Annotated in this window: 20 protein-coding genes; 7 read left to right on the top strand and 13 right to left on the bottom strand. The window is 61.6% G+C overall.

Going from position 1 to position 26,527, the window contains the following annotated elements; translation table 11 throughout:
- Position 1: 1 nt before the first annotated feature.
- The gene (locus tag CJU94_RS33890) at positions 2-811 is read right to left on the bottom strand and encodes a response regulator transcription factor (RefSeq protein ID WP_095423036.1); all 810 of its coding nucleotides are present in this window, start codon (positions 809-811) and stop codon (positions 2-4) included.
- A gap of 364 nt (positions 812-1,175) precedes the next feature.
- Between CJU94_RS33890 and CJU94_RS33885 the strand changes: the two genes are divergently transcribed.
- From CJU94_RS33885 to CJU94_RS33875, 3 genes are all read left to right on the top strand, one after another.
- Positions 1,176-3,143, top strand: a complete 1,968-nt coding sequence (locus tag CJU94_RS33885) for a YadA family autotransporter adhesin (protein ID WP_095423035.1) — start codon at positions 1,176-1,178, stop codon at positions 3,141-3,143.
- Between the two features lie 954 nt (positions 3,144-4,097).
- Entirely contained in the window at positions 4,098-10,529 is a 6,432-nt protein-coding gene (locus CJU94_RS33880) for an ESPR-type extended signal peptide-containing protein (RefSeq protein WP_095423034.1), read from the top strand.
- A gap of 81 nt (positions 10,530-10,610) precedes the next feature.
- Entirely contained in the window at positions 10,611-11,333 is a 723-nt protein-coding gene (locus CJU94_RS33875) for an OmpA family protein (protein ID WP_095423033.1), read from the top strand.
- A 559-nt stretch (positions 11,334-11,892) separates the two neighbouring features.
- On the opposite strand, the gene CJU94_RS33870 is transcribed toward CJU94_RS33875, so the two are convergent.
- From CJU94_RS33870 to CJU94_RS33845, 6 genes are all read right to left on the bottom strand, one after another.
- Positions 11,893-13,092 (bottom strand): porin, encoded by a 1,200-nt coding sequence (locus CJU94_RS33870; RefSeq protein ID WP_095423402.1) that lies wholly within the window; start codon positions 13,090-13,092, stop codon positions 11,893-11,895.
- A 104-nt stretch (positions 13,093-13,196) separates the two neighbouring features.
- On the bottom strand, positions 13,197-13,673 hold the full coding sequence (locus tag CJU94_RS33865) for a TIGR00725 family protein (RefSeq protein WP_095423401.1): 477 nt from the start codon (positions 13,671-13,673) through the stop codon (positions 13,197-13,199).
- A gap of 70 nt (positions 13,674-13,743) precedes the next feature.
- On the bottom strand, positions 13,744-14,574 hold the full coding sequence (locus CJU94_RS33860) for an ABC transporter permease (protein ID WP_244221136.1): 831 nt from the start codon (positions 14,572-14,574) through the stop codon (positions 13,744-13,746).
- Positions 14,575-14,584: 10 nt separating this feature from the next.
- Entirely contained in the window at positions 14,585-15,685 is a 1,101-nt protein-coding gene (locus CJU94_RS33855) for an extracellular solute-binding protein (protein WP_095423031.1), read from the bottom strand.
- 26 nt (positions 15,686-15,711) lie between these two features.
- Positions 15,712-16,758 (bottom strand): ABC transporter ATP-binding protein, encoded by a 1,047-nt coding sequence (locus tag CJU94_RS33850; RefSeq protein ID WP_095423030.1) that lies wholly within the window; start codon positions 16,756-16,758, stop codon positions 15,712-15,714.
- Between the two features lie 4 nt (positions 16,759-16,762).
- Complete coding sequence (locus CJU94_RS33845) at positions 16,763-17,494, bottom strand: ABC transporter permease (RefSeq protein WP_244221153.1); 732 nt, start codon at positions 17,492-17,494, stop codon at positions 16,763-16,765.
- 271 nt (positions 17,495-17,765) lie between these two features.
- On the opposite strand from CJU94_RS33845, the gene CJU94_RS33840 reads away from it, so the two are divergent.
- Entirely contained in the window at positions 17,766-18,650 is an 885-nt protein-coding gene (locus CJU94_RS33840) for a LysR substrate-binding domain-containing protein (protein WP_095423028.1), read from the top strand.
- 134 nt (positions 18,651-18,784) lie between these two features.
- On the opposite strand, the gene CJU94_RS33835 is transcribed toward CJU94_RS33840, so the two are convergent.
- Both CJU94_RS33835 and CJU94_RS33830 read right to left on the bottom strand, forming a co-directional pair.
- Positions 18,785-19,729, bottom strand: coding sequence for a substrate-binding domain-containing protein (locus CJU94_RS33835; protein WP_095423027.1), 945 nt, complete (start codon positions 19,727-19,729; stop codon positions 18,785-18,787).
- A gap of 522 nt (positions 19,730-20,251) precedes the next feature.
- Complete coding sequence (locus CJU94_RS33830) at positions 20,252-21,157, bottom strand: LysR family transcriptional regulator (protein ID WP_095423026.1); 906 nt, start codon at positions 21,155-21,157, stop codon at positions 20,252-20,254.
- Positions 21,158-21,289: 132 nt separating this feature from the next.
- Between CJU94_RS33830 and CJU94_RS33825 the strand changes: the two genes are divergently transcribed.
- The 3 genes from CJU94_RS33825 to CJU94_RS33820 all read left to right on the top strand — a co-directional run bounded on the left by CJU94_RS33825 (position 21,290) and on the right by CJU94_RS33820 (position 23,623).
- A complete protein-coding gene (locus tag CJU94_RS33825) occupies positions 21,290-22,150 on the top strand; it encodes an alpha/beta fold hydrolase (RefSeq protein WP_095423025.1) in 861 nt (286 codons plus the stop codon).
- 85 nt (positions 22,151-22,235) lie between these two features.
- Positions 22,236-22,787, top strand: a complete 552-nt coding sequence (locus CJU94_RS41080; RefSeq protein WP_157763846.1) for a hypothetical protein — start codon at positions 22,236-22,238, stop codon at positions 22,785-22,787.
- Complete coding sequence (locus CJU94_RS33820) at positions 22,739-23,623, top strand: LysR family transcriptional regulator (RefSeq protein ID WP_095423024.1); 885 nt, start codon at positions 22,739-22,741, stop codon at positions 23,621-23,623. Before CJU94_RS41080 ends, CJU94_RS33820 begins: the two co-directional genes overlap by 49 nt.
- A 28-nt stretch (positions 23,624-23,651) precedes the next feature.
- On the opposite strand, the gene CJU94_RS33815 is transcribed toward CJU94_RS33820, so the two are convergent.
- The 4 genes from CJU94_RS33815 to CJU94_RS33800 form a co-directional block, all read right to left on the bottom strand.
- Positions 23,652-24,101 (bottom strand): MarR family winged helix-turn-helix transcriptional regulator, encoded by a 450-nt coding sequence (locus CJU94_RS33815; protein WP_095423023.1) that lies wholly within the window; start codon positions 24,099-24,101, stop codon positions 23,652-23,654.
- A 217-nt stretch (positions 24,102-24,318) separates the two neighbouring features.
- A complete protein-coding gene (locus CJU94_RS33810; protein ID WP_095423022.1) occupies positions 24,319-24,705 on the bottom strand; it encodes a nuclear transport factor 2 family protein in 387 nt (128 codons plus the stop codon).
- A 233-nt stretch (positions 24,706-24,938) separates the two neighbouring features.
- Positions 24,939-25,496 (bottom strand): carboxymuconolactone decarboxylase family protein, encoded by a 558-nt coding sequence (locus CJU94_RS33805; protein WP_095423021.1) that lies wholly within the window; start codon positions 25,494-25,496, stop codon positions 24,939-24,941.
- A 446-nt stretch (positions 25,497-25,942) separates the two neighbouring features.
- Positions 25,943-26,416, bottom strand: a complete 474-nt coding sequence (locus CJU94_RS33800) for a YbhB/YbcL family Raf kinase inhibitor-like protein (RefSeq protein WP_095423400.1) — start codon at positions 26,414-26,416, stop codon at positions 25,943-25,945.
- Positions 26,417-26,527: the final 111 nt, after the last annotated feature.

Here is a 26,527-nt window from a genome sequence, read left to right as displayed (position 1 = left end):
GTCACTCTGCCTCGAGGGTGGATTCCGCGGTGTCGGCCAGATCCCTGCCGCGAATTTCCTCCCGATAGGTCGACGGGGGCATGCCGAATCGTTCTCGAAACGCCGTAGCAAAATTGGCGGCACTAGAAAAGCCAATCTCTTCGCCAATGCTGGCGATACTCAATGACGTGCTGCTCAACAGCTTTTGTGCAATCCGCAGCCGCTCGTCCCGGAGATACTCGAATACTGTCTTGCCAAGGTTGTCCCTGAACGCACGCGACAGTCGTTTTTCATTGGTCCCGACCAGGCGCGCGAGTTGTTCGACCGTCGGGGCGTCACTCAACCGCTGCGATAGATGCCGAACCGCCGCACGAACGATAACGCTGCTGCCCGTGAAGTCCACAACGGAACCTTCTTGATCGGCATACCGGTTGCCGCGTGTCCGGGCGAGGTGAACGCGAATCCGTGCAAGTACCTCGTCCGGCTCGAAAGGCTTCAGCACGTAGTCCACGCCCCCGATTTCCAGACCGTTGATCCGATCGTGAAGGTCTCTGGCCACGGTGAGGAATATGACCGGAATCGCAGAGGTGCGAGGGTCCGCAGCAAGCAGCCGGCAGGCGGCGAATCCGTCCATGCGGGGCATTCGTACGTCCATCAGGATCAGGTCGGGCGAAATCGCCAGGGCTCGTTGATAAGCCTGTGACCCGTCGAATCCGACGCTGATCCGGCATCCAGCGTTGCGCAGCACATCAATTAGCAATCGAAGCTGGTCTGGCTGGTCGTCCACCAGAAGAAGGTGGGCGTCCGTGAGGGCACTGTTTCGGGGCGACATCGTGTGGGCGAGAGGAGCTGACAGGTGACGTTCTGATTAACGGCGGCGGATTGCGCGGCTTGAGCCTCATGGAGGTCGGCCGTCAGCTTAATGCCGCGAAGCGTACCAGATTGTTAATTCAATTTAAATCGAGCGCTTTCCGCACGGATAGCAAAAGAATTTTCCCTCCGGCAAAGCATTTCGTCCCTCCGGCAAAACGATTGACGCAATAACGCTGCCCATAATTCTTCGCGGCCTTACACAACGTTTCGAATTAATACATTCGTAAGCCTAGGCATCAGCGGCGTGATCCCGGCGGTAGAGCGTGACGGAGACCGGATATGAATCCTTTTATTGACTATCAGACAAGTGAGAGCGGAACGTAATGAACAAGAGCCGATATAAGTTGGTTTGGAATCGTCGAGTTGGCGCGCTGGTCGCGGCAGCCGGGACGCAGTGCGGTGTGCAGGGCGAAGCAGGGCAAGCGGAAATGGGCCAGGTTGGTCGTCCGCCGAGGTCGAAAGTCGCGCTCGCTGTACTGACGGTGCTCACGCTCTCGGCGGGATATGCGCATGCAGATAACCTGGCTGTTGGCGGCGAGGTCGGCGCGACGACTGCGACGATAGGAGGTGCTACGGCTCCGTCCGCGAGTACAGGTGGGACCAATCCCGCTGTAGCTGGTGACGCGAGCAACACCAGCCAGAATACGGCGGTCGGGATCAATGTCACCGCTAATGGCGGAGCCGCAACCGCTCTGGGGGATACGGTAACGGCAAGCGGCAGGAATGCCACGGCAGTTGGTTCAAATTCGGTCGCGACCGGCAATCAGGCAGTAGCTTTCGGCGGTGGGGCGAGCGCGGCGAATCTCAACTCGACGGCGATTGGTGCGCTGGCACACACTACTGCGGAGTTCTCAACGGCGGTCGGCACCAATAGTTCAGCCGTTGGCGGAACGGCGGTGGGTTTTCAGGCGAACGCAAGCGCGGCTGACGCTACGTCCATAGGTGTGGATTCCGTTGCATCTGGGATCGGTAGCGTTGCCGTTTCCCGCGCACAGGCAACTGCCCAGAACGCAATCGCTATTGGTGAGAATGCCTCGGCAGTTGATGTGAATTCCGTAGCGGTAGGAGCCGGGTCGAACGCAAGCGGCAATAGCGCAATGGCAGTGGGTCTTGCCGCAAAGGCGAGCGGCGGTAGCGCGGTGGCGCTTGGTAACGCCAGTGTGGCGAGCGGCGGATCGGCCATTGCAGTTGGTCAGTCGTCAACCGCATCGTCAAACACGTCCGTTGCGGTGGGTTTCGGGGCGAATGCCGCATCGGCCAATGCGATCGCGCTGGGTACTGTCACACAGGCGACGGGCTTAAATTCAATCGCGATCGGTAACGCAGCCGCGGCGTCGACCGCTGAATCGACGGCGCTTGGTTCCGGCGCGGTTACGCGCGCGGCAACGAACGTAAGCAGCGTCACGCTGAACGGCGTCACCTTTGGTGGCTTCGCGGGTGCAACGCCGACCGGTGTCGTGAGTATCGGCGCGGTGGGTCAGGAACATCAGTTGCAAAATGTCGCCGCAGGTCAAATCAGCGCCACCAGCACGGATGCGGTGAACGGCTCGCAGCTTTTCTCGATTGCATCGCAGGTTTCGGCACTATCGACGAATCTGGCGTCAATCACCACTACCGTCGTCAAGATCTCGACATCCGGCTCGAATGGCACGACCACTGACGGTACCGATACTGCAGTGGGTAAAAATTCGGTGGTGTCAGTATCGAACGGAACCGCTGTCGGCAACGGTGCGAACGTTTCGGGTCAAGATGGTACGGCAATCGGCACGAACGCGACGGCCACGGCTGCACGTGCAACCGCCATCGGCACCAATTCCAAAGTCACAGGCACGGATTCGACTGCAATCGGCACCAATAGCCAGGCCAGCGCGAACAATTCGGTTGCCCTGGGTGCAAATTCAGTCGCAGACCGGGACAACACGGTTTCGGTCGGTGCGCCGGGTGCTGAGCGTCAGATTACCAACGTTGCGGACGGTACGGCTCCGACTGACGCAGTCAACGTGCGACAGCTGAATGGTGCAATCGACAGCGTTCGCGATGACATGCAGAAATATCGTCGTGACGCGAGCGCTGGTACAGCGTCCGCAATCGCCATGGCGAATTTGCCGCAAGCTGTGTTGCCGGGTGAGAAGGTTGTAGCACTCGCAGGCGGCAACTACGGTGGACAATCCGCGATGGCTGTGGGGCTGTCGGTCGCGACGCAGAAGTGGATGGTTAAAGGTTCGGTCACGACGGGCGTTTCAGGTCACGGTTCCGTGGGCGCGGGCGCGGGCGTTGGCTACCGCTGGTAAGTAGCTTGACTGTGTCCTGCTGCTGCCGCCTTTGTGCTGCAGCAGCAGGCAGCCGTAGAAGAATTAGAAGAGCCTGCCAGGCCCGCCTGTCGAATGGATTTCTGTTTCCTTCTCATTAACTGTCGTGCATTTTTTAATGCGCATTGCTACACGAAGCTGACTTGAAAAAATAGAGAAATAATTGCAGATATCCTGAAAGAGATGTCAGGAAATCCTGCCCCCTTTCTGGAATCGAAAATAGAGTTAATGGAATCTAATCGTTAAATCCCACAATACCCGGATTTCGCCAAAGGCTTTCTGTAGACAAATGAAAACACCTGTGAGAGAGTTGCCGCGGGCACTCATCTTTCTTTTCATTACATGCCTTAATGAAAGGAGCCACCGCATTCGATGCGATAGTTCGACGGCCTTCGTCTCACATAGTGCTCAAGATGTTGCGAGAAAGAAAAAACGGTGCGTGTAGCCTGGCGCGAGACGAGTTGCCATGCCACGAGCCGGGGAAACGTTGCAACAGACTACTGAGGGGGCAGTAACGATGAGTATCCCAGTCGGAACAGAGTCGGGCGCTGCCTTGGCGAAGAAATCACTTCAGTCTGGATGGCAATGGGCTCTCCGCCACGCGGTCCCCTTTCCTTTGCGTCTCCCCTTCGGACCTTCATAAGCCAGACGTCCGCCAAACGTCTCAGGAGCCAGCGCGTCGATAACTGGCTATCTGACCAACCCTCATTAATTACTTAGTTATGCGAATCGCATTGCAGGCGTGGGTATTCGCTCGCGCTCAGGATTCTTGATTCGCCGAGGGTGAGAGCGGTTGGCGGCTGTTCCAACGCTGAAGCTGCTCATGCCGCAACGAGGCGGTTTGGAGGTAATAAATAGGCATCCTGAATAAAATTGACGCATGCAAACGCTTGTGTCTGTGAACTTCGAATTTCAATTACATGGTGAGGCAACGACATGAACAAAGCATATCGGACCATCTGGAACAATGCGTTAGGCGCCTTCGTAGCCGCGTCGGAGCTGGACGCGTCGCGCGGCAAGGGAAAGTCAGGAGCGGCTGCCTCCGTCTCCGTATGCGACGGGGCCGGCGGCGGGCAGGATGCTTCGGCGCCGCACGGCTTCAGTCCGCAAGTGCTTACCGTACTGTTGCTATTGGGTTTGGGGGGATGGGCCGCGCAGGCGCATGCGCAGCTGAGCTGCTCGTCGGCGCCCTACAACTTCTATAGCGGCAGCACCACGTGCGTGGGCTTTCAGTCCACAGCCTCTGGCGGCGGAGCCACCGCGGTAGGCTACGCCGCCAACAGTACGGGAATTAACGCCTTGTCTTTCGGCTTTCAGGCCATTGCCGCCGGTGTCAACGCCATTTACGTGGGCGCGCGCACAGCTGCGGGTACGGGCGCGACCGCGGAGTCGGCGATTGGCATCGGCACGGATGTCACCGCCAGCGGCTCGGCTGCCATCGGTGTTGGCGTGGACGCAGTCTCGAGCGGCAACCAGTCGACTGCCGTCGGCCCCTTGGCGAAGGCAACTGGCGATAACGGCGTTGCACTGGGTGCGAGCGCGAACGCTGCCGCGTCGGGCGCCGTCGCGCTGGGCAGCGGAGCCACCGGTTCGCAGACCAACGGTATAGCCGTCGGCTCGGGGGCCAGTGCCTCCGGTGCGAACGCCGTTTATCTGGGCGCGCGCACTGTGGCGGGCACCGGTTCGACCGGAACGGCGTCCATTGCCATTGGCACTGACGTCACCTCTAACGCCGATTATGCCGCTGCGATTGGCTTCCAGGCCGTGGCGAGCGGACCTGCAGCGGTCGGGGTGGGCTATACCGCCGCGGCCTCCGGGACGCATGCTGTCGCTGTTGGTTTTCAGTCCATCGCGAGCGGACTCAATGCCGTTTATCTCGGACCGCGTTCTGTCGCAGGCACGGGCGCAACGGCGGCGGGTGCGATTGGTGTCGGCACGGACGTCACTGCTTCCGGTCCGTCCTCGCTGGCCGCCGGCACAGTGTCCAGAGCCACGGCACAGAATGCCGTGGCTCTGGGAGCGGGCGCCGCCGCCTCAGGGCTCAACGCGCTCGGCATGATGAACGGCTCACAAGCCACTGGTGCTAATTCAATAGCGTTGGGGTCATCCGATACCGTTGCGCAAGGCGGCGCGTCTGTCCCAGCGACGGTGGCGGGTGCCGCGGCGTCGGGCATTCGCGCCATTGCGATTGGCTCTGGCGCGAGCTCGGCTGGCTCCTCGTCCATTGCGATAGGTGATTCGGCTCAGACGGGGGCCAACACCGATGCCCTCGCCATGGGTACCTCCGCGAGGGCTAACGCGGCCAATGCTTCCGCCATCGGCAACGCCGCAAGTGCGCTCGCCGCCTCCACGGTCGCCATCGGCGACGGCAGCGCCGTCGCTGCCGCAGCCGGCGTGGGTTCGTTTGCCGGCGGCCACAACTCTCAGGTACTCAGTGGCACGGGTGCAGTGGCGCTCGGTCAGGCCCAGACCGCCAGCGGCAACGGCGCGGTCGCGATTGGCGATCCCAATTCCGCGAGCGGCAATGGCGCTGTCGCCGTGGGTGCGAACAATACAGCCACGGGCGATGGCGCGGTAGCGCAGGGCAACGGCAATACTGCCAATGGTCAGGGAGCGCTCGCGCTGGGCAACGCGAGCAATGCGAACGGCGCGAGCGCACTGGCGCTCGGCGATTCGGCGGTGGCCAACCAGGCCCGTGCGATTGCGCTGGGTGCCGGCGCGTCAGCCAGCAACGCGAACGACGTCGCGTTGGGCGCGGGCAGTACAACCGCAGCGCCACATACGGGCACCACTGCGCTTTACGGCGGCACGGCGGCCGGCATCGCGAGCGCGGCCAATGGCGTTGTGTCGGTTGGCTCCGCTGGGAAGGAGCGGCAATTGCAGAACGTGGCAGCGGGCGTGATTTCGGCTGCCAGCACGGATGCAATCAACGGCTCGCAACTGAATACCGTTGTCACTGGCGTCGATAATCTCGGCGCGTCGACAGCGAGCACGTTGGGCGGCGGCGCCAGCTATAGCGCCGCGACCGGCGATCTTAGCGGCTTTAGCCAGCCGGTCGACAGCGTCAGCGCTACCGGCGCCGTAAGCGGACCCACGGCGCAGACGACGGTTGCCGGTGCGTTGAGCGCGCTGAATACGAATATCGACAACACGGCCAATATCGCGGTCAAGTACGACGCGGCCGGCGGTACGAAGATCACGCTCGGTGCGATCGGCGGGGCGGGAGCCGGGTCTCCGGTGACCATCACCAACATGGCGCCGGCCGCGTTGAACGCGACGAGCACGGACGCGGTGAACGGCTCCCAACTGTTCGCCACCAACCAGCAGGTAACGGCCAATACCACGGCGATCTCCAACATCAACAATGGCGGCGGGATCAAATATTTCCACACTAATTCGGCGTTGGCGGACAGCGTTCCCACTGGCACCGACGCGATTGCGGTGGGACCGGTCGCCAACGCATTCGGCAACGATTCGATAGCCCAGGGTCTGAATGCGGTGGCCGGCGTGAACGGCGCACCGACGACGGCCAACGACATTGCCCTGGGCAACGGCGCCCAGGCCACGGGCGGCGATTCGATCGCGCAGGGTACCGGGGCAACCGCGAACACGGCCGGCGCCATAGCGATTGGTCAGACGGCAACCGCAACAGGCGGCAAGGCCGTGTCGATCGGCGTGGGCAATACGGCCAACGGTAACGGCGCGGTCGCCATCGGCGATCCGAACTCGGCGATCGGGACCGGTGCGATAACCATGGGCGCGAACAATACGTCCAACGGCCAGGGCGCGGTGGCGCTCGGCAATGCCAATGCGGCGACCGGCCAGGGCGCCGTCGCGCTGGGCAACGCATCGCAAGCGAACAACGCCGGTTCCGTCGCGTTCGGCGACGCCGCAAGGGTGTCGGCCGCGGCGACGCAAGGCGTTGCGATCGGCTCCGGCGCCGCGGTCACCAACGCCGGCGCGGTGGCGCTGGGTGCAGGAAGCACGACTGCCGCGCCGGTGGGGACGCCGGGCGCGACGATCAACGGCACCGCCTACACGTTTGCCGGCTCCACGCCGGCGAGTACGGTGAGCGTTGGCACGGTGGGCGCAGAACGCACCGTGACGAATGTTGCAGCGGGCCGGTTGAGCTCGAGCAGTACCGACGCGGTGAACGGCTCGCAGTTGTATGCGACCGATCAGGCGGTCGACGCGCTGTCCTCGACGGTCACCGCCAACAAGACGCACTACTACAGCGTCAACGACGGTGGCACTCAGGGGGCCAACTACGCCAACGACGGCGCCACCGGCTCCGACGCGCTGGCTGCGGGCGTCGGCGCTCTGGCTTCGGGGGGCAGCAGTACGGCACTGGGCAACGGCGCCCAGGCGTTGGCGAACAACGCAACCGCATTCGGCCTGCAGGCGACTGCTTCGATCGTCGGCGGCGTGGCGATCGGGTCGGGATCGGTTTCGGATCGCACCGTTCTGCCCGGCGTCGGATCGATCGCCAACGGTTCCCACGCGATTCCGTTCAACACCTCCGACGAGACCTTGCTGGGCGCAGTGTCCGTCGGCAGCAGCACCGCCTACCGACAGTTGACCAACGTCGCCGACGGCACTCAGGCGCAAGACGCGGTCACCGTCAGGCAACTCGCTGGCGCATTGTCATCGTTCTCGGTGACGGGCACGAACTATTTTCACGCGAATTCGACAGCGGCCGATTCGCTCGCCGTGGGCGCGGAGTCGATCGCTGTCGGACCGACGACGGTCGTCAACGGAGACAACGGCGTCGGTGTCGGCAACGGGGCGGTGGTCGATGCAACGGCGCCCGGCGGCGTCGCGATCGGCCAGCAATCGCATTCGGCCGCGGCCGACGCAATGGCGCTCGGCAGCGGCGCGGTCGCGAGCGGCGCGCAATCGATTGCGCAGGGCGCCAACGCGAATGCCGCTAATCAGGGCGGTGTAGCTCTGGGTTCAGGCGCGCAGAGTACCGCCACGGACGCTGTAGCGCTCGGTGCCGGCGCGAGCTCGACGTTCGCCAATAGCGTGGCGCTGGGCAGCGCTTCGACCACGGCCGCAGCGGTGGTGACGACAGGAGTCACGATCAACGGTACGGCTTATACATACGCCGGTGCTGCTCCGACGAGCACGGTGAGCGTGGGCAGCGCGGGTCACGAGCGCACGGTGACCAACGTGGCGGCAGGCCGGGTAAGCGCGACCAGTACCGACGCGGTGAACGGCTCGCAGCTGTACGCGACGGATCAGGCAGTCAGCAGTCTGTCCACGACGGTAACCGCCAACAAGACGCACTACTTCAGCGTCAATGACGGCGGTACTCAGAGCGCCAACTACGCCAACGACGGCGCCACCGGCACCAACGCGCTTGCGGCAGGCGTGGCGGCCAGCGCGGCCGGCGCCAACAGCACGGCCCTGGGTCAGGGCGCGACGGCCAATCATGCCAATGCCGTTGCGCTGGGCAGCGGTTCGACCACGGCTGCGGCAGTGGCAACAACCGGCGACACGATCAACGGCACGGCCTACACGTACGCCGGTACTGCCCCCACGAGCACGGTGAGCGTGGGCAATGCGGGTAACGAGCGCACGGTGACCAACGTGGCGGCAGGCCGGGTGAACGCGACCAGTACCGACGCGGTGAACGGCTCGCAGCTGTACGCGACGGATCAGGCGGTCGACAGCCTCGCCAGCGTGGTGACGGCCAGTAAGACGCACTATTACAGTGTCAACGATGGCGGCACGCAGGGCGGCAACTACAACAACGATGGCGCCACCGGCACCAATGCGCTGGCGGCGGGGGTGGGGGCGACGGCAAGCGGCGTGAGCAGCTTCGCCGGCGGCAACGGGGCTGCCGCGCAGGCGGACAACGCGCTTGCGCTGGGCGCGCTATCTAGTGCCTCGGTGGCGGGCGGGGTCGCTATCGGCTCCGGCTCGGTGTCCAATCGCGTGGTTCTGTCGGGCATCGGTTCCATTGCGAATGGCACCCATGCGATTCCCTTCAACACGTCGGATCAAACGCTGCTCGGCGCAGTGTCTTTCGGCAGCGCAGCCGGCAACACCTATCGCCAGTTGACCAACGTCGCGGACGGCACGCAGGCACAAGACGCGGTCACCGTCAGGCAGCTTGCCGGTGCGCTGTCATCGTTCGCCGTGACCGGACAGATGTACTTTCACGCGAATTCGACGGCGGCAGATTCGCTGGCGGTCGGCGCGCAGTCGATTGCGGTCGGGCCGACAACGGTGGTCAACGGTAACAACGGCGTGGGTATCGGCAACGGCGCCATAGTCGATGCGACGGCGCCCGGCGGCGTCGCGATCGGCGAAAGCTCGAACGCGGCCCAGGCCGACGCGCTTGCGCTCGGCAGTGGCGCCATCGCAAGTGGTGCCCAGTCGATCGCCCAAGGAGCGAACGCCAAGGCTGCGAATGCAGGTGGCGTTGCTATCGGCTCGGGGGCGCAAAGCAGCGCCATCGATGCGGTCGCGATGGGTTCAGGCGCAAACGCGTCAATGGCAAACAGTGTCGCGCTGGGCGCAGGATCGGTGACCACCGTTGGCGCGTTAAGCAACTACATCGCGTACGGGTTGAGCAGTCCGCAGTCGTCCGTGGGCGAGGTCAGTATCGGCAACCGGCAGATCACCGGCGTGGCCGCCGGCAAGGCTGGAACTGATGCGGTGAACGTCTCGCAGCTGGATGCGGTGTCCACCCAGTTGACCACGCTGATCAACCAACGGACCACCAACAGCGGCGGCAGCTTCTCCTCCTCGCCCGGGACGCCTACGCCACCGGCTTCCACGGGATCGAATTCGTCGGCGGGTGGACAAGGCGCGTCGGCATCGGCCTCCAATAGCACTGCGGTCGGCAACAGTTCGCAAGCCAGCGCGACCGGCGCGACCGCGGTGGGTGTCGGCGCAGCCGCGAGTGGCAATAACTCGGTGGCGCTGGGGGCCGGCAGCACGGACGGAGGCCGAAGCAACGTGGTATCCGTCGGCTCACTTAACGATACGCGGCAGGTGGCGAATGTCGCTGCGGGAACGCAGGGGACGGACGCAGTCAACGTCGACCAGCTCAATACCGGGCTTGCGCAGGCCAATGCCTATACCGATCAACGGGTGGACCAGTTGCAATCGGGAATCAACTCCGTCGCGCGCAATGCCTATTCCGGCATCGCCGCAGCGACGGCATTGACAATGATTCCGGAGGTCGACAAGGACAAAACCCTGTCATTTGGCATCGGCACCGCGGGGTTCCGCGGTTATCAGGCCGTCGCGCTGGGCGGAACGGCTCGTATCACCGAGAACATCAAGATGAAAGCAGGCGTTGGTATGAGCCCGGGCGGCACGACCTTCGGAATGGGTGCGGCCATGCAATGGTAGAGCGCGGACGTCTTCGCTCAAGTGCAAACAACCTGATCATGCGCCAAAGCGCGCGGACGAAAAAACAGTATGGAGAACACAATGAAGTGGCTTTCTGGATGGAGTTTATCGCTGAGCGTGGTTTTGCTTGTCGGATGTTCGAGTGCCTCCGGGCCGACGTTCAATGCGTATACGGTTACGGCGGCGGACGGCTCCAGGCTTCATCAGGTCGAATGTCATGGGATATTGGAAGGACCTGCTACCTGCATGAAGGTGGCCCAGCGGATATGTCACGGAGAACCGGTTCGCGCGGTGCAGAGAGTTGGACGTCTGCAGCCGGATAATGACGAAGCCGATGTCACGCGGCGGCTCACCTTCGCGTGCGGTGACCCGCCGGACACCCCGGCTGCAGCGGCCTCGCAGCCGCTCGTGCCTGTGGCGCAAACGGTTGATCAATTCGTGCTGCAAACCGATACCCTATTTGCTTTCGGGCAGTCGAGCCTGACTTCGATATTGCCGGGCGGGGCGGTCAATCTCGAGCAGGTCGTCGCGCGGATCAAGCAGCGAACGGGTGTTCAGTTCATTTCGGTCGTAGGCCATACCGATCGCCTTGGGCCAGACACGGTCAACCAGCCGTTGTCACTGGCGCGTGCACAGACGGTACGGGAATACATGATCAAGCACGGGCTCGACGGTGAGGTGATTCACGCAACAGGAGTGGGCTCCCGCGATTCAACAACGCAATGTCCGGAGAGCGAGAGCAGGGCAGTCATTGCTTGCCTGCAACCGGACAGGCGGGTCTCCATCGAAGTTCGGGCACAGTGAGATGGCTCGGTGCCGAACCGGTTGGTGATGAACGCCCGAACGTTCGGCGCGATGGGTACTCACCTACTGCACGGGTCGGTGGGGAATCAAGCAATGGTCTTATGAGAAGGCGGCCGATTGCATCCGGGCCCATTGGACGTAGAGCGGCCGAGATGGAATGGACGCCGCCCTCTCTCCGGGGCGCGTGGCTGGCTGGAGGCCCCCAGAACCGAACGGCGTCCACGTGCCAAATCTATGGTCCACCCCGTTTCCGCCATCCTGATCTTCGACGGCGAAATGGTTAGCCTGAGTCTATTCGGCGTCGTTGCGGAAATTGCCCCCGCGCCAAGGCAGCGCGGAGCAAGCGGGTAGACCCGCCAGTGGCACCCGCCAATGGCCGAACGCCGAACCTGCATTCCGATTGTCCGGGGCTCTTCATATGGCAAACATTGGCATCGACTGGCTGGCGAAGGCGCCTGGACCGCGGCTACGATTCCGCATGCGTCTGCGCAACCTTTCTCAATTCGCCGACAGCCGCAAGATAGCGCTCCTGGACGAGCGCTCTCCTGTCACCATGCTTCTAGAACGTTTGCCGGATACCTACGCGCACGAGTGTCTGAACATTGCTGGCTGACGAAATTCCGTTGCCTACGTCGCCGACCGAAGCCGTCGCATTGACCGTATTGCCGGACATATCGAGCGTCTTGCCGCTTGCCTTCTGGTAACCGACCAGTCCGTAGAGCGCCGTCCGCTTGGACAGGAAGTAATACGACGCGAGATTGACCTGGTTGTATTTCGGAGCGGGGGCGCCGTTGATCGAACTGCCCTGCGTATAATCGTAGCCGGCAGCGAGGCGCAATGCAGAAGTCACCTGATAGGCGACGGTCAGGCCCGCCGAATTGAAAGTTTCCTTGGCGGTAAACAGCGAGAAGCTACCAGGCTTGTACTGGGTATTGCTGTACGACACACCTAGTGTCACCGGGCCAATCTGGTACGTGCTCGCGGCGGCGACGATCTGCTGATTCCTGGCCGACGCAAAGCCTTCATTGATCGACGACGCGAACGTGCCGTCATACGCACCTGTCCACGCACCGCCGTTGGCCCCATAGGCGTTGTTCGCTTGCATGTAGGCCGCACCGATCGCGAACGGACCATTCGTGTACTGGCCGCCCACGCTCCACGTGCTCTGGTTCTTGACGCTGCCCGCCTGATTGCCGAATCCGTATAGCGCGCCGAACTGAAACCCCGAGAAGGATGGGCTCGTGTACTTGATCGAGTTGCTCTCGCGCGCCTGATTGTCAATATTGTCCAGGTCGCCTGGGTGCGCGCCCATGCCGGTGAGGAACGTCCCGGCACTGATCGTGCCGACGAAGTCGACGATCGGATCGTACTGCCGGCCCAACGTGAGCCTGCCGAATTTCTCGCTCGACAACCCCATCCATGCCTGACGGCCGAACTCGCGGCCGCCCTGACCCATCTGCCCGGTGCCGATATTGAAGCCGTTCTCCAACTGGAACACAGCCGCGAGGCCACCGCCGAGGTCTTCCTTGCCCTTCAGGCCCCAACGGTCGCCCGACCAGGTGCCGCTCGCAAACCCATAGTTCGAGGCGTTGCGATAGACAACCGGTTTGCCCGGCGCGCCCTTGGTGTCAGCGACACGCTGGCCGCTCGTATAGCCAAGGCCGGCGTCTACGATTCCGTACAGCGTCACGCTGCTCTGTGCATGGGCGGCAAGCGACAAGCTGCTCAATGCGAAATATGTCAATGCGGTTTTTTTCATCATGATAAGTACACCTATTTATAAAAAAACATCGAGTTGATTCGGACAAAGGTTCATTCAGGATTTCATTTGTATGCGTCGACAGCTTGCGCCGGCACCGTGGTTCAGCCAGCGATAGCTTGCGTCTGTTGCGCGGATAGCAGCCAGTTCGCCACGCGGGTGACGAGCGCATCGATGTCCTGAAACGCCTCGGCGCCGCTTACCTGCGGTGCGTCGAGCAGCGTAAAGACCGCCTTGTTCCACTGCAGGCCGAGCGCTATTTCGGACAGCGTGCCCAGCCCGCCTCCTATCGCGATGAGACAGAGCGAGGCGCGCGCAATCAACGCATTGCGCGTAATACCCATGCCGGTTGGCAACGCCACGGTGAGAAACGGGTTGGCGCCACTCGCATCGTCTTCAGGCAACAACCCGACCACAATGCCGCCTGCGCGCGCCGCGCCAAACGCGGCGGCTTCCATCACACCGCCTTTGCCACCGCAGAGAATGGTCATGCCGGCGTCGGCCAGGGTGTAGCCGAGGTGTCTGGCTGCCCGCAACTGTTCCGCCGTAGCCTCCCGCGGTCCGATCAATCCCACCGGCATTGCATGCCGTGTCGGGCTTATCTGGCGGAGCGCGAGTTTCTGCAGCGCCAGGTTGGCGGCGTCGGACCATTCAGTGTTGTCGTTGCCTTGCAAGGCATTCCCCCAGTGCCAGAACACTCGTGCAAACGGCCATCAGCACCAGCGAGAGCGCGGCTGCCTGCGGAAAATCCGTCTGTCCGTCTGAAAGTTTCAGGTACATCAGTAGCGGCAAAATATTGATCTGCGTTCCCGCGAGCGCGAGTGCGGTACCGTAGGTTCCCAGTGCAATCGATGTGACCAGACACCAGGCCGCGGCGATCGAAGGCCACAGTTCACGTAACGCGACATCGAGTAGCGCGCGCAGCGGCGGCGCGCCTAACGTCAGGGCGGCCTCGATGGGACGGCGGTCCAGGTTGGCAATCGCGGGATAAAGCACCAGCGCGACGCGTGGAATCAGGTAGTACGCGTAAGCCGCAACCAGACCTGTCGTCGTGTAGATCAGCGCCCCGACCGTGGCGGGGTCCGCGCCCATGACGGCGAAGACACCCGTCACAAAGCCGGCACGGCCGAACGCGAGAATGAACCCGTACGCAATCACCAGACCGGAAAACGCCAACGGCACACCGAGCAACGCGAGCAACCAGCGGCGCCGCCGCGGCGGCTGTCCGGCCAGCACCATGGCAAGCGGCAGCCCTACCGCCAGCGACACGGTGCCGGCGGCAAACGCCAGCGCGAGCGAGTGACCGAACGCACTGACTACCAGTGGATCGCGGGCCAACCGCACGAAGGCCACGCCGTTCCCCTCGGCCGCCGATACCAGCAATGCGCCGAGCGGCAATGCAAGGAACAGCGCGAGGAGTAGGCCTGCCGGCAGCGCGCCGAAGCGGCGTGCGAGCCCTTCGTTCATCGAGGAAGTCGCCATCTACCGCCCCTTATCTTGCGAGCGCGGCCTGCGCCCACAACTCATCGACTTCCGCCTTCTTTGCCGCAGCCTTCACCACGTCGAGCGGATGCGCCTGCGGCACGTCGGGCATCTTCGCGCGAATGTCCGTGGACAGTTGCACATCCGGCACCGCAGGACGCACGTAGCCTTGCGCGAACAGCGCCTGGCCAACGTCGCTCATGACAAGGTTCAACCAGAGACGCGCCGCGTTCGGATTCGGGCCGTTCTTCACGAGACTGATGGCATACGGCGCGCAGACCGTCGCTTCCTTCGGGATCACCACCTCGACGGCGTCGCCCATGCCGTCGGCGTACTTCGCTTTGAGGCCGTCGTTTTCGTAGCCGATCAGGATCGGAATCTCGCCCTTGATGAACTTTGCGTACGGCGTGGTGCCTTCCACGCGCATCACGTTGCCCGCGTCGCGCAGCTTGCCGAAAAAGTCGGTACCCGGCTTCGGATTGTCGACGCTGCCGCCGAACGCATACGCCGCAGCAAAGACCGCGACCTGGCCCTGACCGGTCGAACGCGGGTCAAGATAGACAACCGAGTTGCGGTACTCAGACTTGAGCAAATCGGCCCAGCCGCGCGGGACATCCTTGACGAGCTTGCGGTTGACCAGCAAGGCGATATTCAGCGAATGAACGGTGAACCAGCGGCCATCGCGCTCGCGAAACTCTGGTGGCAGTTTGTCGAAATTGAGCGGCTTGAACGGCGCCACCACGTCCTTGTTGGCCGCATCCAGCGCGGACGCGGCAAAGTAATAGGCGGTGTCGGCCTGAGGATGCCGCCGCGACTTGTCCAGCGCCACCACCGTCGCGGCCGAGCCGATATCGTTGTACGTCATTTCGACTTTCGGATAGCGCTTTCTGAACTCGGCGAACAGTGCCTTCCAGTTGGCCCATTCGGGACCGGTGTCAAACGACACGACGAGTCCCTCGTCCGCCGCCTTCGCGTACAACGCGTCTTCTCCAGGGTAGAGCGGCGCAGCCGGCCCGGCATGAGCGCCGGACGCGGCAGTCAGTAAAGACAACGCATAAGCGACGCCGGCGATACGGCGGACTTGCGACATAAGACTAAGCCCTGCAAGCATTCTGGTTCTCCGTCAAACAAGGTGAATTAGCAAAATTGACTGGTTTGCGCGCGCAGCACGTGCAAGTGTTCAGGGTCGATGGCGATCGCGTGTTCGGCAAGCCGGCGTCCTTCGCACAAAAGCGGTTCATGAGTGGAATCCGGAACGAAGTCATAACGGCACGTCGCGCCGAAGTAGCGCACCTCGGCGCGGCGGCCGGCGAGCCGGTTGACTGCGGTCGCTGGCGGATCGGGCTGCACGTGCTCGGGACGAATCAGTACGTCGACCCGGTCGCCCGGTACGAAAGCGCGGGTATCGGCGAACAACAGCGCAAAAGATACGTCGACCGTGCCGTTCGCTATCACGCGTCCCGGCACTATGCTCGAATGACCGACGAAGCGCGCGACCTGTGCCGTTACCGGCCGGTCGTAGAGACGGTCTGGCGTATCCACCTGCAAGACACGCCCGCCGTCGACCACGGCCACGCGGTCCGCGAGGCTTAACGCCTCGTCTTGGTCGTGCGTGACCAGCAGGGTGGTGGCGCCGCATGCGCGTTGCAGCGTGCGAATCTCGTCGCGTAGCTGCTGACGGATGCCTGCATCGAGCGCCGCAAGCGGTTCATCGAGCAGTAACACCTTTGGCTCGAACACGAGCGCGCGAGCCAGCGCGACGCGCTGCTGTTGCCCGCCCGACAGCAAGGTCGTACGCCGCCCGGCGTGTTCGGCAAGACCCACGCGTTCGAGCATATCGAGCGCGCGAGCCCGGCGTTTCGCGGCATCGATGCCGCGCATCCGCAGTCCGTAGGCCACGTTGTCCAACACGTTCAGATGCGGGAACAGCGCGTATTGCTGGAACACCATGCCAACATCGCGGCGCCACACGGGAATGCCCGCAACGTCGCGTCCAGCGATCGCAATCCGTCCTTGATAGCCGTCCAGCAGACCCGCCGTCAACCGCAGGATCGTCGACTTGCCGGACCCGCTGCGCCCCATCACGGCGAGCAGCTCGCCGGGGGCGACCGACAGCGTGACGGCTTCGATACCGTGTTGCGCGCCGGGATAAGTAAAACTCACGTTTTCGAAATGGAGGCTCATCGTTTCACTTCAATCGTTGAACAGCGTGGATCGATACGAGCGTCGCGATCACAGCGAGGCAAAGCAGCACCACGGTGGCGGCGCACGCGATACCGGTCGCACCGTAAAACGCCTGCAGCAGCACCACTGGATAATTCCGGTAGCGAAAACCGGCGATCAGGTTGGACACCTGAAATTCGCCGATCGACAGTGCGGCCACCATGACCAGTCCCGAGAACAGGCTCTGCCGGAGGTTGGGCAACGCGACCGTGAAGAACTGCCGCAGCGGCGTGGCGCCGAGCGTCGCCGCGCATGCTTCCTGGCGCTCGATATCGAGGTGCCGCAGGTCGGCGAGCAGCGTTTGCGTCAGGTAGGGCAGCGTCAGCACCGTATGGGCGGCAATCAGCAACGGCAGTGTTCCCAGCCATGGCAGCGTGTCGCCGCTGAAGACGGCGATATAACCGAAACCCAGCGTGAGCGCGGGCACGCCCACCGGCAACAGCGCGATCAGTCGAGCTGCTATGCCCCGCCCGGCTAGAGAGCGGTAGTGCAGTGCATACGCGAGCGGCAAGCCGGTTAGGGCGGCTGCGCAGCAACAAGCCAGTGCGACCATCAGGCTTACACCGAAAGCGCGGCGGAAGCTTGCGTTGGCGGCGAGCTCCGCGAACCAGTGTCCGGTGATGCCGGTCGGCAGCAACGTGTTGGTCCACGTCTCGCCGAACGCGCCGATCAGAAGCAGGGCGATCGGCAGCAGCATGTAGATCGCAAAGAGCACGACCACGACATGAAGCGCAGCGCGCTGCAGCGACGCAGAGCGGCCGCTGCTGTGACGAGCTGGAACAGGAGGCCGGATGGCCGGGGCGGTGGGCGATTGCATGCAAGCATTCCTCTTGAGGCGGACTGAAGCCCGGCGAAGGGTTTCAAATTGCTCGCAAGTGTGCGGACACGACATGGCGCCGTCATGAAAAAAAGATACAAAACACGCATTGCGTTGTGCGCATCCGGAACACTTCGAAGCCAAATCGCCGATGAAACACCTATACCCGAGCGTCACCGAACTGCTCGCCTTCACAAGCGCCGCCAAACATCTGAACTTTTCCAGGGCAGCGCGTGAGCTGGGCCTCACGCCCAGCGCCGTAAGCCGGCAGATCGCCAGCCTGGAAACTTCTTTCGGCGTGCAGTTGTTCATTCGCGATGGCCGCGAGCTTGTTCTTACCCGGGCGGGCAACCTCTACCGCGCACGCGTGGGCAATCCGTTGCGGGAGATAGGCAACGCGTCGCTTGAGTTGATGAGCGCCGCCGGACAGAGCGACTTGCTGACAATCGCAAGCGTGCCGACGTTCACGACGAAATGGCTGATTCCCCGGCTGCCGGATTTCCTGTCTCGTACGCCGGGGGTCACGATCAGTTTCAGTCGGCACCTTGCACACGGCGATATGTTTCCGCTGGATCTGGACGCAGCCATCCGCTATGGCGACGGCAGCTGGGAAGGAGTCCAATGCGACTATATCGACGGGCGCACTTTTCTTTTAGTCTGCGCGCCCGATTACCGGCATAGAAACCCGCTGCGCCAGCCGCAAGACGCAGCACGCGCGCCCCGGCTGTTACACGGTCAGGCTGAACGGGTATGGGGTCAATGGGCGGAGCGCTACGGCGTGTGCGACATGCATGTGCTCGCAGGTCCGCGGTTCGAGCAATATTCCGTGCTAATCCAGGCAGCCCAGGCAGGCCTCGGGCTTGCCCTCATCCCGGCCTTCCTTGTGCGCGATGACCTGGCCGCCGGCACCCTGGTAGAGCCTCTGACGGCACCGATCGACGTCGACCATGGACACTATCTTTGCTATTTTGCCGAGCGTATCGAATCCCAACCGAGCTTGAGGCGATTTCGGGAATGGATGTTGTCTCAAGTTTGAAGTGCAATACTCACGAGCTCTATTCGGCAGGATGCGCGAGAAAGCGAGTGGGCGCAGGCGTGACACTTGTTGACCTGTATGCCGCTCCCATCGTTGTTTGCTTCATATAAGACCTGAAGCCCTTTCACTAGTCGCTATCGATTGTAGTTGGCAATCGCGGCACGTATTGCCGGTTCATTCATGTTTGCGCGTGTCACCGTCACCACGTCGATAAATATCGTTGCGCGAGGCGGATGGCCTTGCAAGGCGGCGATCAGCGTCTCGACCGACTGATAACCCATACGGTAGGGGTCCTGCATGATGTCCGCGTACACCACGCTGTGTTCCAGTGCCGCCAGAAATTCCGGGCGCCAGTCGAACACGACCAGACGAGGACGCGTGCCTGCGGGCATCTCTTCGACGACGCGCAAGGCCCCATAGGCCGTCGTCTCGTTCGGCGCGAAGATCGCGTCGAGGCGTCCTACGTCACCGGACAGGACCTTGTGCACCCGTGCTTCCGTCTCGCGAAACTGGTACCCGACATACGGGGCGATGACCACACGCCACCCCATTTCACTTGCGACCGCCAAAAAACCCTCTTCACGCTGGGTCGTCGAACTGATAGTCGGCGCGAGTCTCAGCACCGCAATTCTGGCGCCCTTGTGCAGGACAGGTACCAGACTCATCGCCGCCGTTCTACCTGCCGCGTAGTTGTCTGTGCTGACGATGGAAATCGCCTTGTAATCCGTGCTGGCCCGGTCGACGAGTACCGTGGGAACCGCGACCGAAATCGGAGTCGCTACATCTTGAAGTGGCTCGGGTGCCAACACGATACCCGCGACGCCGTTCTTCACCAGGTAGTCGATCATTCTCAACTGGATATTGGGTTGCGCGCCGAGTGACATGCCGTCGGACGGACTGCGCATTACCAGTTCGACATGGAAATCCTCAGCGGCACGGTGCATGCCTTGGCTCATGGCCGCCCAGAAATTCAGGCCCGAGCCTGCGAGCACCACACCGATCCGGGTGGCGGGCGCCGCCTGAACTGCCCCCGCCAATGCGGCAATTGCTACTACAAGAAGTGAAAACGCTCTGCGCATTGAATGTTGCCGCGATTGCCAAATATACGTCCACTGCGCATGCAGTGCGGTCCAGTGGACGCAACTGCTTTAGCCCGGGTCACGGGGAATCAGCCGGATAATCTGTCCCAATTATTGGAAAGTAATTGTCCCCGAGGGATGTGTCAATGCATTTCGGATATGCGTCTCCCAGTCCGCGGCTTGTCCTCAACGACCTGAAAAAGAGCCGCGGTCATTCCCTTGGGTTCGATGCGTAAAGTGTGTCCTGCAATGCGAGGACGACGGTATTGACAACGCGACGCGCGGGGAAGTCAAAGGGAGGCGCACGGATGGTCGCGGATGTGCATCGTCGCTTCTGGCACTGTAGTTGAAACAATCCAGCAACCGTGGCGCGATAACAGCAAGATCCTGGCGCCGTCGGCCCGTCAACACCGGCTGCGTCAGATCCCGGGGATAGTGCTCGATCAATGTGGTTGCCGAACGGAATAGATCGCGCGATCTTCGGACGGCAAAAGCGACATTGATAAGCGGAAAGTGTCGGTGCTAGAGAGCGGCGTCAGCAATGCGCTCTCGCAATCGAGGCACCACGAAGTCGATGAAAGCCCGTAACTTGAGAGGCAGCCGATTTCTTTTGTCGTAAACCAGATGGACCGGGCGAACTGGCGGTTCAAATTCACTCAACACAATCTGCAGGTCGCCTCGACGGACGTGTTCTGCAATCTGGTAGGACATGGTGCGAATCAAGCCCGAGCCGGCAAGCCCAGCATCAATCGCGGCTTCAATCGTGTTCACGCTCAATCTCGAGCGGAACGACACATCGAAATCTGATCCGCCCGACCAGAATTTCCAGTTGCTCGCCGAGGACACACTTTCGAAGGAGACAACGCTGTGCTCAGGAAGCGCGTCAGGCGTAGCGGGTGTTCCCCGCGCGGAAAGATACGAGGGGCTTGCACAGATAACGCGTCGCACAGCCCCTAGTCGGACTGCAACCAGTCCGCTATCGGGAAGATCACCGATTCGTAGCGCTACATCGATTTGATCGTCCAGAAAATGCGTCACCCTGTCCGTTAGCATCAGGCCGACCGACACATCCGGATATGCGGCGAGAAAACTCGTGACGACAGGCAGCACGTGCATCCGCCCAAACATGTTGGGTCCGGTCACGACGAGATCTCCCTTGGGTTCCAGGTATTCCCCTGCGGCAGCGCGTTCTGCCTCAACAACCTGTTCAAGGATCGATTTGGCTGCGCTCAGGTATGACCGGCCCGCCGGCGTCAGTTCGAGGCCGCGAGAAGAGCGCACGAGCAACGTCGCCTTCAGATGAGCCTCCAGGTCGGCCATCTTTCGGCTTACCGTCGCCAATGGGAGCCCAAGCTGACGACTGGCTTTCGACAAGCTGCCGCTCTCCACGGCGGCAATCAGCACGGACATCGCGTCGAATCGATCCACGGTCTTCCAATAAACGAGAGGGCGCTTTCCGATTTTACCGTCTGCTCATCGAAATCGGAAACACGCAGAATGCCCTCAACGCGTCAAACGGTAGGCGGGCTACCGGGACGCCTTCAGAAGAGGATCCGACAAATGAACAATCGTACGTTTCATCGCACGGCCACCGTCAACGGACGCAAGGTTTTCTATCGCGAGGCCGGCGACCCCAAACTCCCGACAATTGTGCTCCTGCACGGATTGCCGAGCAGCAGCCATATGTTCCGAGACCTTATCCCAGCCCTCGCCGATCGATTCCATCTGATCGCACCGGACTACATCGGGTTTGGTCATTCCGACGCGCCTTCGCGCGACGAGTTCAAGTATTCCTTTGACAATCTCGCGGACCACGTTGCGGGCCTTACTGAAGCGTTGAAGCTGGATTCCTACATTCTCTACCTGCATGACTACGGCGGACCGGTCGGATTCCGGCTCTTTACGCAGCGTCCCGAGGCCGTCAAAGGCTTCATCATTCAGAACACCAACGCGTATATGGAAGGTGTCGGTGATGCTCCGAAAAGCGTTTTCCTCCCGTTGTGGGAGAACCGTACGCCTGAAACCGAAAAACCCGCACGCGACTTCATCAGCGCAGAGGGCACGAAGTTTCAATGGCTCGTCGGCGCAAAGGACCCGAGCGCCGTGAATCCCGACAACTGGGTATTCGATCAGGCGCTGCTGGATCGCCCGGGCGTGCAGGACTACCAGATCGATCTTCTTTATGACTATCAGTCGAACGTCGGCCTCTATGCGAGCTGGCAACGGGCGTTTCGACAGCACCAGCCGAAGACGCTGATCATCTGGGGGAAAAACGACCCGTTTTTCATTCAACCTGGAGCGCGGGCTTATATCAAAGATCTTCCCGACGCCAAACTTGTTTGGCTGGACGCCGGGCACTTCGTGCTCGACGAGAACAAATGCCAGGTCGCGGCCGAGATCAAAGCCGTCTTCGCAGATTGAGCAGGAGTGGTGTACCGGCACCTGCTGGATCCCCTGATGCGATAGCCGGCCGTAACCCACAAACCAAAGATCGAAGGACGAAGAAATGCTTACTGCAACAGCGGCATTAGCAACAACCCAGCACGATTCCGAAAAGAGACAGCAATCGGACCGCGGTTATGAGGTGCTGTGCGACGATCTCGGCGGGGCCCGGAGGTGGTGCTTCGCGATGCGCACGGTGATCTTTGCCGCGACCCTCGTAGCGCCGCCCGGTACGTTGACAACGAAGGATGCGATTGCAATCGCATCCCTGCTGCTAGGCGTTGCCGCAGTCAAGATCAAACGGATATCGCCATCGTTGGAAATCCACCTCGTTCGTTTGCACGTTGTCTGGAACCACCTTCGTGCGAATTTCGCTCGCAGCGCAGAAGCGATCTCTTCGGTATACGAAACGTCGTCACATGGCGGCGGCGACAACGGCTCCTGGAACCACGGGCACTGCACTGCCGGGCCTCGGCGAACAAGTCGTCCGGGTGTCCCCGATCAGCATCAGGCGGTGGGGGGCGACAGCCAGTCCGTAGCAACTTCCAAACTTTCAGTGGCATTTTCATGGATCGACTTGACTGCATGCGGGTTTTCCATATGGTTTCGGATTTGAACAGTTTTGCCGAAGCCGCACGGCAACTCCGCATCACGCCCGTGGCAGCGTCGCGCGCTGTATCCGCTTTGGAGCAGGAGATCGGAGTGACGTTGCTCAGGCGAACGACACGTTCGGTACGGCTGACCGATCAGGGAAGCGACTACCTGGAGCGCACGCGGCATGCTCTATCCGAGTTGGAGGATGCTGCGGAGGCTGTTCGAGGAGGAAATTCCGGACCTCATGGCTTGCTGGTGGTAACCGCGCCGGTTCTCTTCGGCCGGATGCATGTCATGCCGATCGTCGCTAACCTTCTTCGTGAGTATCAGGATCTGTCGGTACGACTGATCCTCGTTGATCGGGTTGTCCGCCTGGCAGAGGAGGGTGTCGACATCGGTGTGCGTATTGGGCAGCTGCCGGATAGTTCGCTGCGAGCGGTGCCCCTTGCGAGCGTTCAGCGCGTGTTGGTGGCTAGCCCTGATTATCTTGCACGACGTGGAGCGCCAGCCTGCGAAGCCGATTTGTCGACGCACCACCTGATTGCGTTCGAAACGGCCAGCTTGAACGAGGAGTGGAGACGCGCGGGCAGCCGGAGCCAGATTGAACCGCGGTTTCTGACTAATAGCGTCGATGCGACGATCGAAGCCGCAATGGGCGGCCTCGGTATCGCGCGCCTCTTTTCCTATCACGTGGCGCGTGAACTGGCCGATGGGCGGCTAGTCAAGGTCCTGACGAACGCTGACGAGAAGGTGCTTCCCGTAAGCCTGGTATATCAAGGCGGCCGGCAGCAATCTCAAAGCGTTAGGGCCTTCATCTCCGCCGCTCAGGCTGCGCTACCTGATCGGCCAGCGCTGTAGGCAGCCACTCCCGTCAGGCCGTGGCGCCCTACAGCCTGCTGCGAAGCTGATCGAGATCGCGCTTCAAGCGCAGCAGCACCTGGCTGCTTTGACCGGTCGCTTCGGTAATTGCAGCAGGTATCAGAGCCGCGTTGTTTCTGAGCAAGTCTCCCTTCGTTGTCAGGCTAACAAATACCAGGCGTTCGTCCGTGACACCGCGGGTCCTGCTGACCAGTCCCTGTGATTCGAGTCGCTTAAGGAGGGGCGTTATCGTTGCTGGGTCCAGAGAAAGGCGTGTCGACAAGGCTTTGACGGTGACCTCGTCGCTCTCCCAAAGCGACTGCATTGCGATGTATTGTGGGGAGGTCAAACCAAGCGGCTGAAGCAGCGGCTTGTACGCTTTCGTCATCGCGAGCGACGTGGCATAGAGCGAAAATCCGACCTCGTCTCCCAACTGCACTTCGGCGGCGCCCGGCAGGTTATCGGAAGATGTTTTCATGAATTTTCCAGGCGCCGCCCGAAGGCGGAGTAATAGGTATGAACCAGCGCGTGTGGCTTTTGCCAGGGACGATTAGTTATGCTATCTCCCAACGCCGCTGCCGCGCAGAGCGCAGCGGATCGACGGGTGAAGTCCCAGACTTCAAACGGGTGAGTTGTCCTTGCAATGCGGCCCGACATAAGCGCGCTACCGTGGAGCATCCAGTAGAGCTGTGTTCTTAAGACTTGCGTGCATCTGCGACTGCAAGGGTGTCAATATATTGACGAAAGCGCGTGATCCTACCGTTTTCTACGGACCAAACGTGAGCGTATGCGGCTTCCGCCCGCTTGCGAGTGCCACCATGTTCCCCAACGAATCGACCTAAAGAAACGACGGTATTTCCTTCACAGAAAAATTCAGTTGGTTCGAGTGAAAAGCTCGACCATTCCGCCCTGAGCGGCCTGAAAAGTCCCTCAGCCACTCGCTCGGGGCCCCTTCCGTCCACCTTGTAATGCCACATCGTATTCCATTCGATATTCGCCGACATCAGGCCTAGCGCACCGGGAGCATCACCCTCGGCAAGCTTTGCGTAGAAGCGACGGATTGTTTCAACGGGATCATTCATGTCGGTACCCTCAGGGGCGGTGCAATGGTGCGTTTCTGGAGATCATGCGGCCTCGAAAGGCTTCAATGAAAAACGGTCATATGGAAACGAGGCGTCCACGTCTTCGGCATTTCCTGCAGCAGCATCACAAGTTGGTGCGTGGGCCGATCGGGATCTGAAGCAGGAAGCGGTACCCGATGGCGGCCCACCTGGCTACCGCGAACAGCGGGTAGCCAACACGTTCACGCCTGGACTCAAGCAGTCGGCTTGCTTTTGGTGTGAATGACGGGGAACACAGAGTCGATGTCGGTCTTGAACGTATTGTTGAAGAGGTTGGTCACGAAGCTGAACCCGAGCTCGGCCACGATGTCGATGATTTCCGCGTCGGAGAAGCCAGCGGCACGCACGGCTTCGAAGTCGCCGGCGTCGATGTGGCCGCGCGTCTTCGCCACGCGGTGGGCGAACTGAACTGCCGCGTCGGCCTTCGGGTCGTTGGAATGGCCATCGCGATTGAGCTCCATGTCCTCCTGTGTCAGGCCGCTCAGCTTGCCGCCCAAGTAGGTGTGGGCAGATACACAGTAGTCGCAGCCATTGGCTTCCGCGACGGCGATGTGAATGCGTTCGCGCGTTCCGTGGCCCAAGCTCTTGCCAAGCGTACCGTGCATATCGGCGATCGCCTTCAGGGCATCCGGTGACTGGGAAATCAGAGCGAAGAAGTTCGGAATCGTGCCGAGGACCTTCTCGTAATTCGCAAGGATCGGTTGCGCCTTTGCGGGCGCCTGTTCTTTCGTGGGGATCGCGACGCGTGCCATTTGAAACTCCATCAAGTTGGTTTGGGAGTAGTCAATGTACGAGTTGCCTCCGTCCTTGTTAATTGCGTGAAAATGAAGGTCTCTATTTCGGCCAGTGAAATAGAAAGGCGCGCTTCGACGCTCGTGAGTCGGGACGCGACGGGAAAATAGCTGCCGGCGGATCACGATTGCGGCTGCCTTGCAGCATCCGCAACGTCACATAGCGGGCACGTAGAAGTCGGCAAAGAGTGGGGGCGAGCAGGGCGTTGAAGGGCATCGATCCGCTTCCCTGCGATGCCCAAACGCGCAGGCCGCAGTTCTTCAAGTGTGCTGGACAATTGTTGACCATTTTGACCGCATCACCGAGTGACCGAAATCGGGCCGGGTTCTGCCTGCGCCACGTGTATAACGTCGGCACCACTGGATTTACTTGGCCCTCGATCCCGATTCATGCAACGACGCGCCGCTCATCGCTTCTGATAGGTGCCGATTAGTTCCGCGTGCGTTAGTACGTGCCCCTGCATGGCCCTTTCAAGCGCCGCCTTGTTGGGTCCTTTCAAATCGGGCAGGACGGTGTCGAGCGCATACAGTTTGTGGAAATAACGGTGGCGTCCCACGGGCGGGCACGGGCCGCTATAAGCGGCACGCCTGAAGTCATTGATGCCTTCGAGCGTTCCGCCCGGCAAAGCCTGCGCAGTAGCGCCATGGGGCAGCCGGGTTGCCGTCGGCGGAATGTTGTAGAGCACCCAATGTACCCAGGTTATTTTCGGCGCGGCCGGGTCCGGCGCGTCAGGGTCGTCGACGATCAGCGCCAGGCTTTTTGTGTTGGGGGGCACGCCGGACCACTCGAGCGGCGGCGATACATCGGCGCCCTGGCAGGTATGCTGCGCGGGAATCTCGCCGTTCTGCCGGAAGGCTTGCGACGTGAGCGTCAAGGTCATGGCGTGATCCTCGGCAGCAACGATGTATGGCGGTCCCGGTGGCAAGATCAGCAACGTTAGCGAGAGTGCCGCCAAGCAGCGCGAGGCCCGTGCCCGAGCCGCTTTTGCAAA

Origin of the sequence: Paraburkholderia aromaticivorans, assembly GCF_002278075.1 — a bacterium.
Taxonomy (GTDB): Bacteria; Pseudomonadota; Gammaproteobacteria; order Burkholderiales; family Burkholderiaceae; genus Paraburkholderia; species Paraburkholderia aromaticivorans.
The sequence above is the reverse complement of the archived record's forward strand: the minus strand, read 5'-3'. Positions and strand labels throughout refer to the sequence as shown.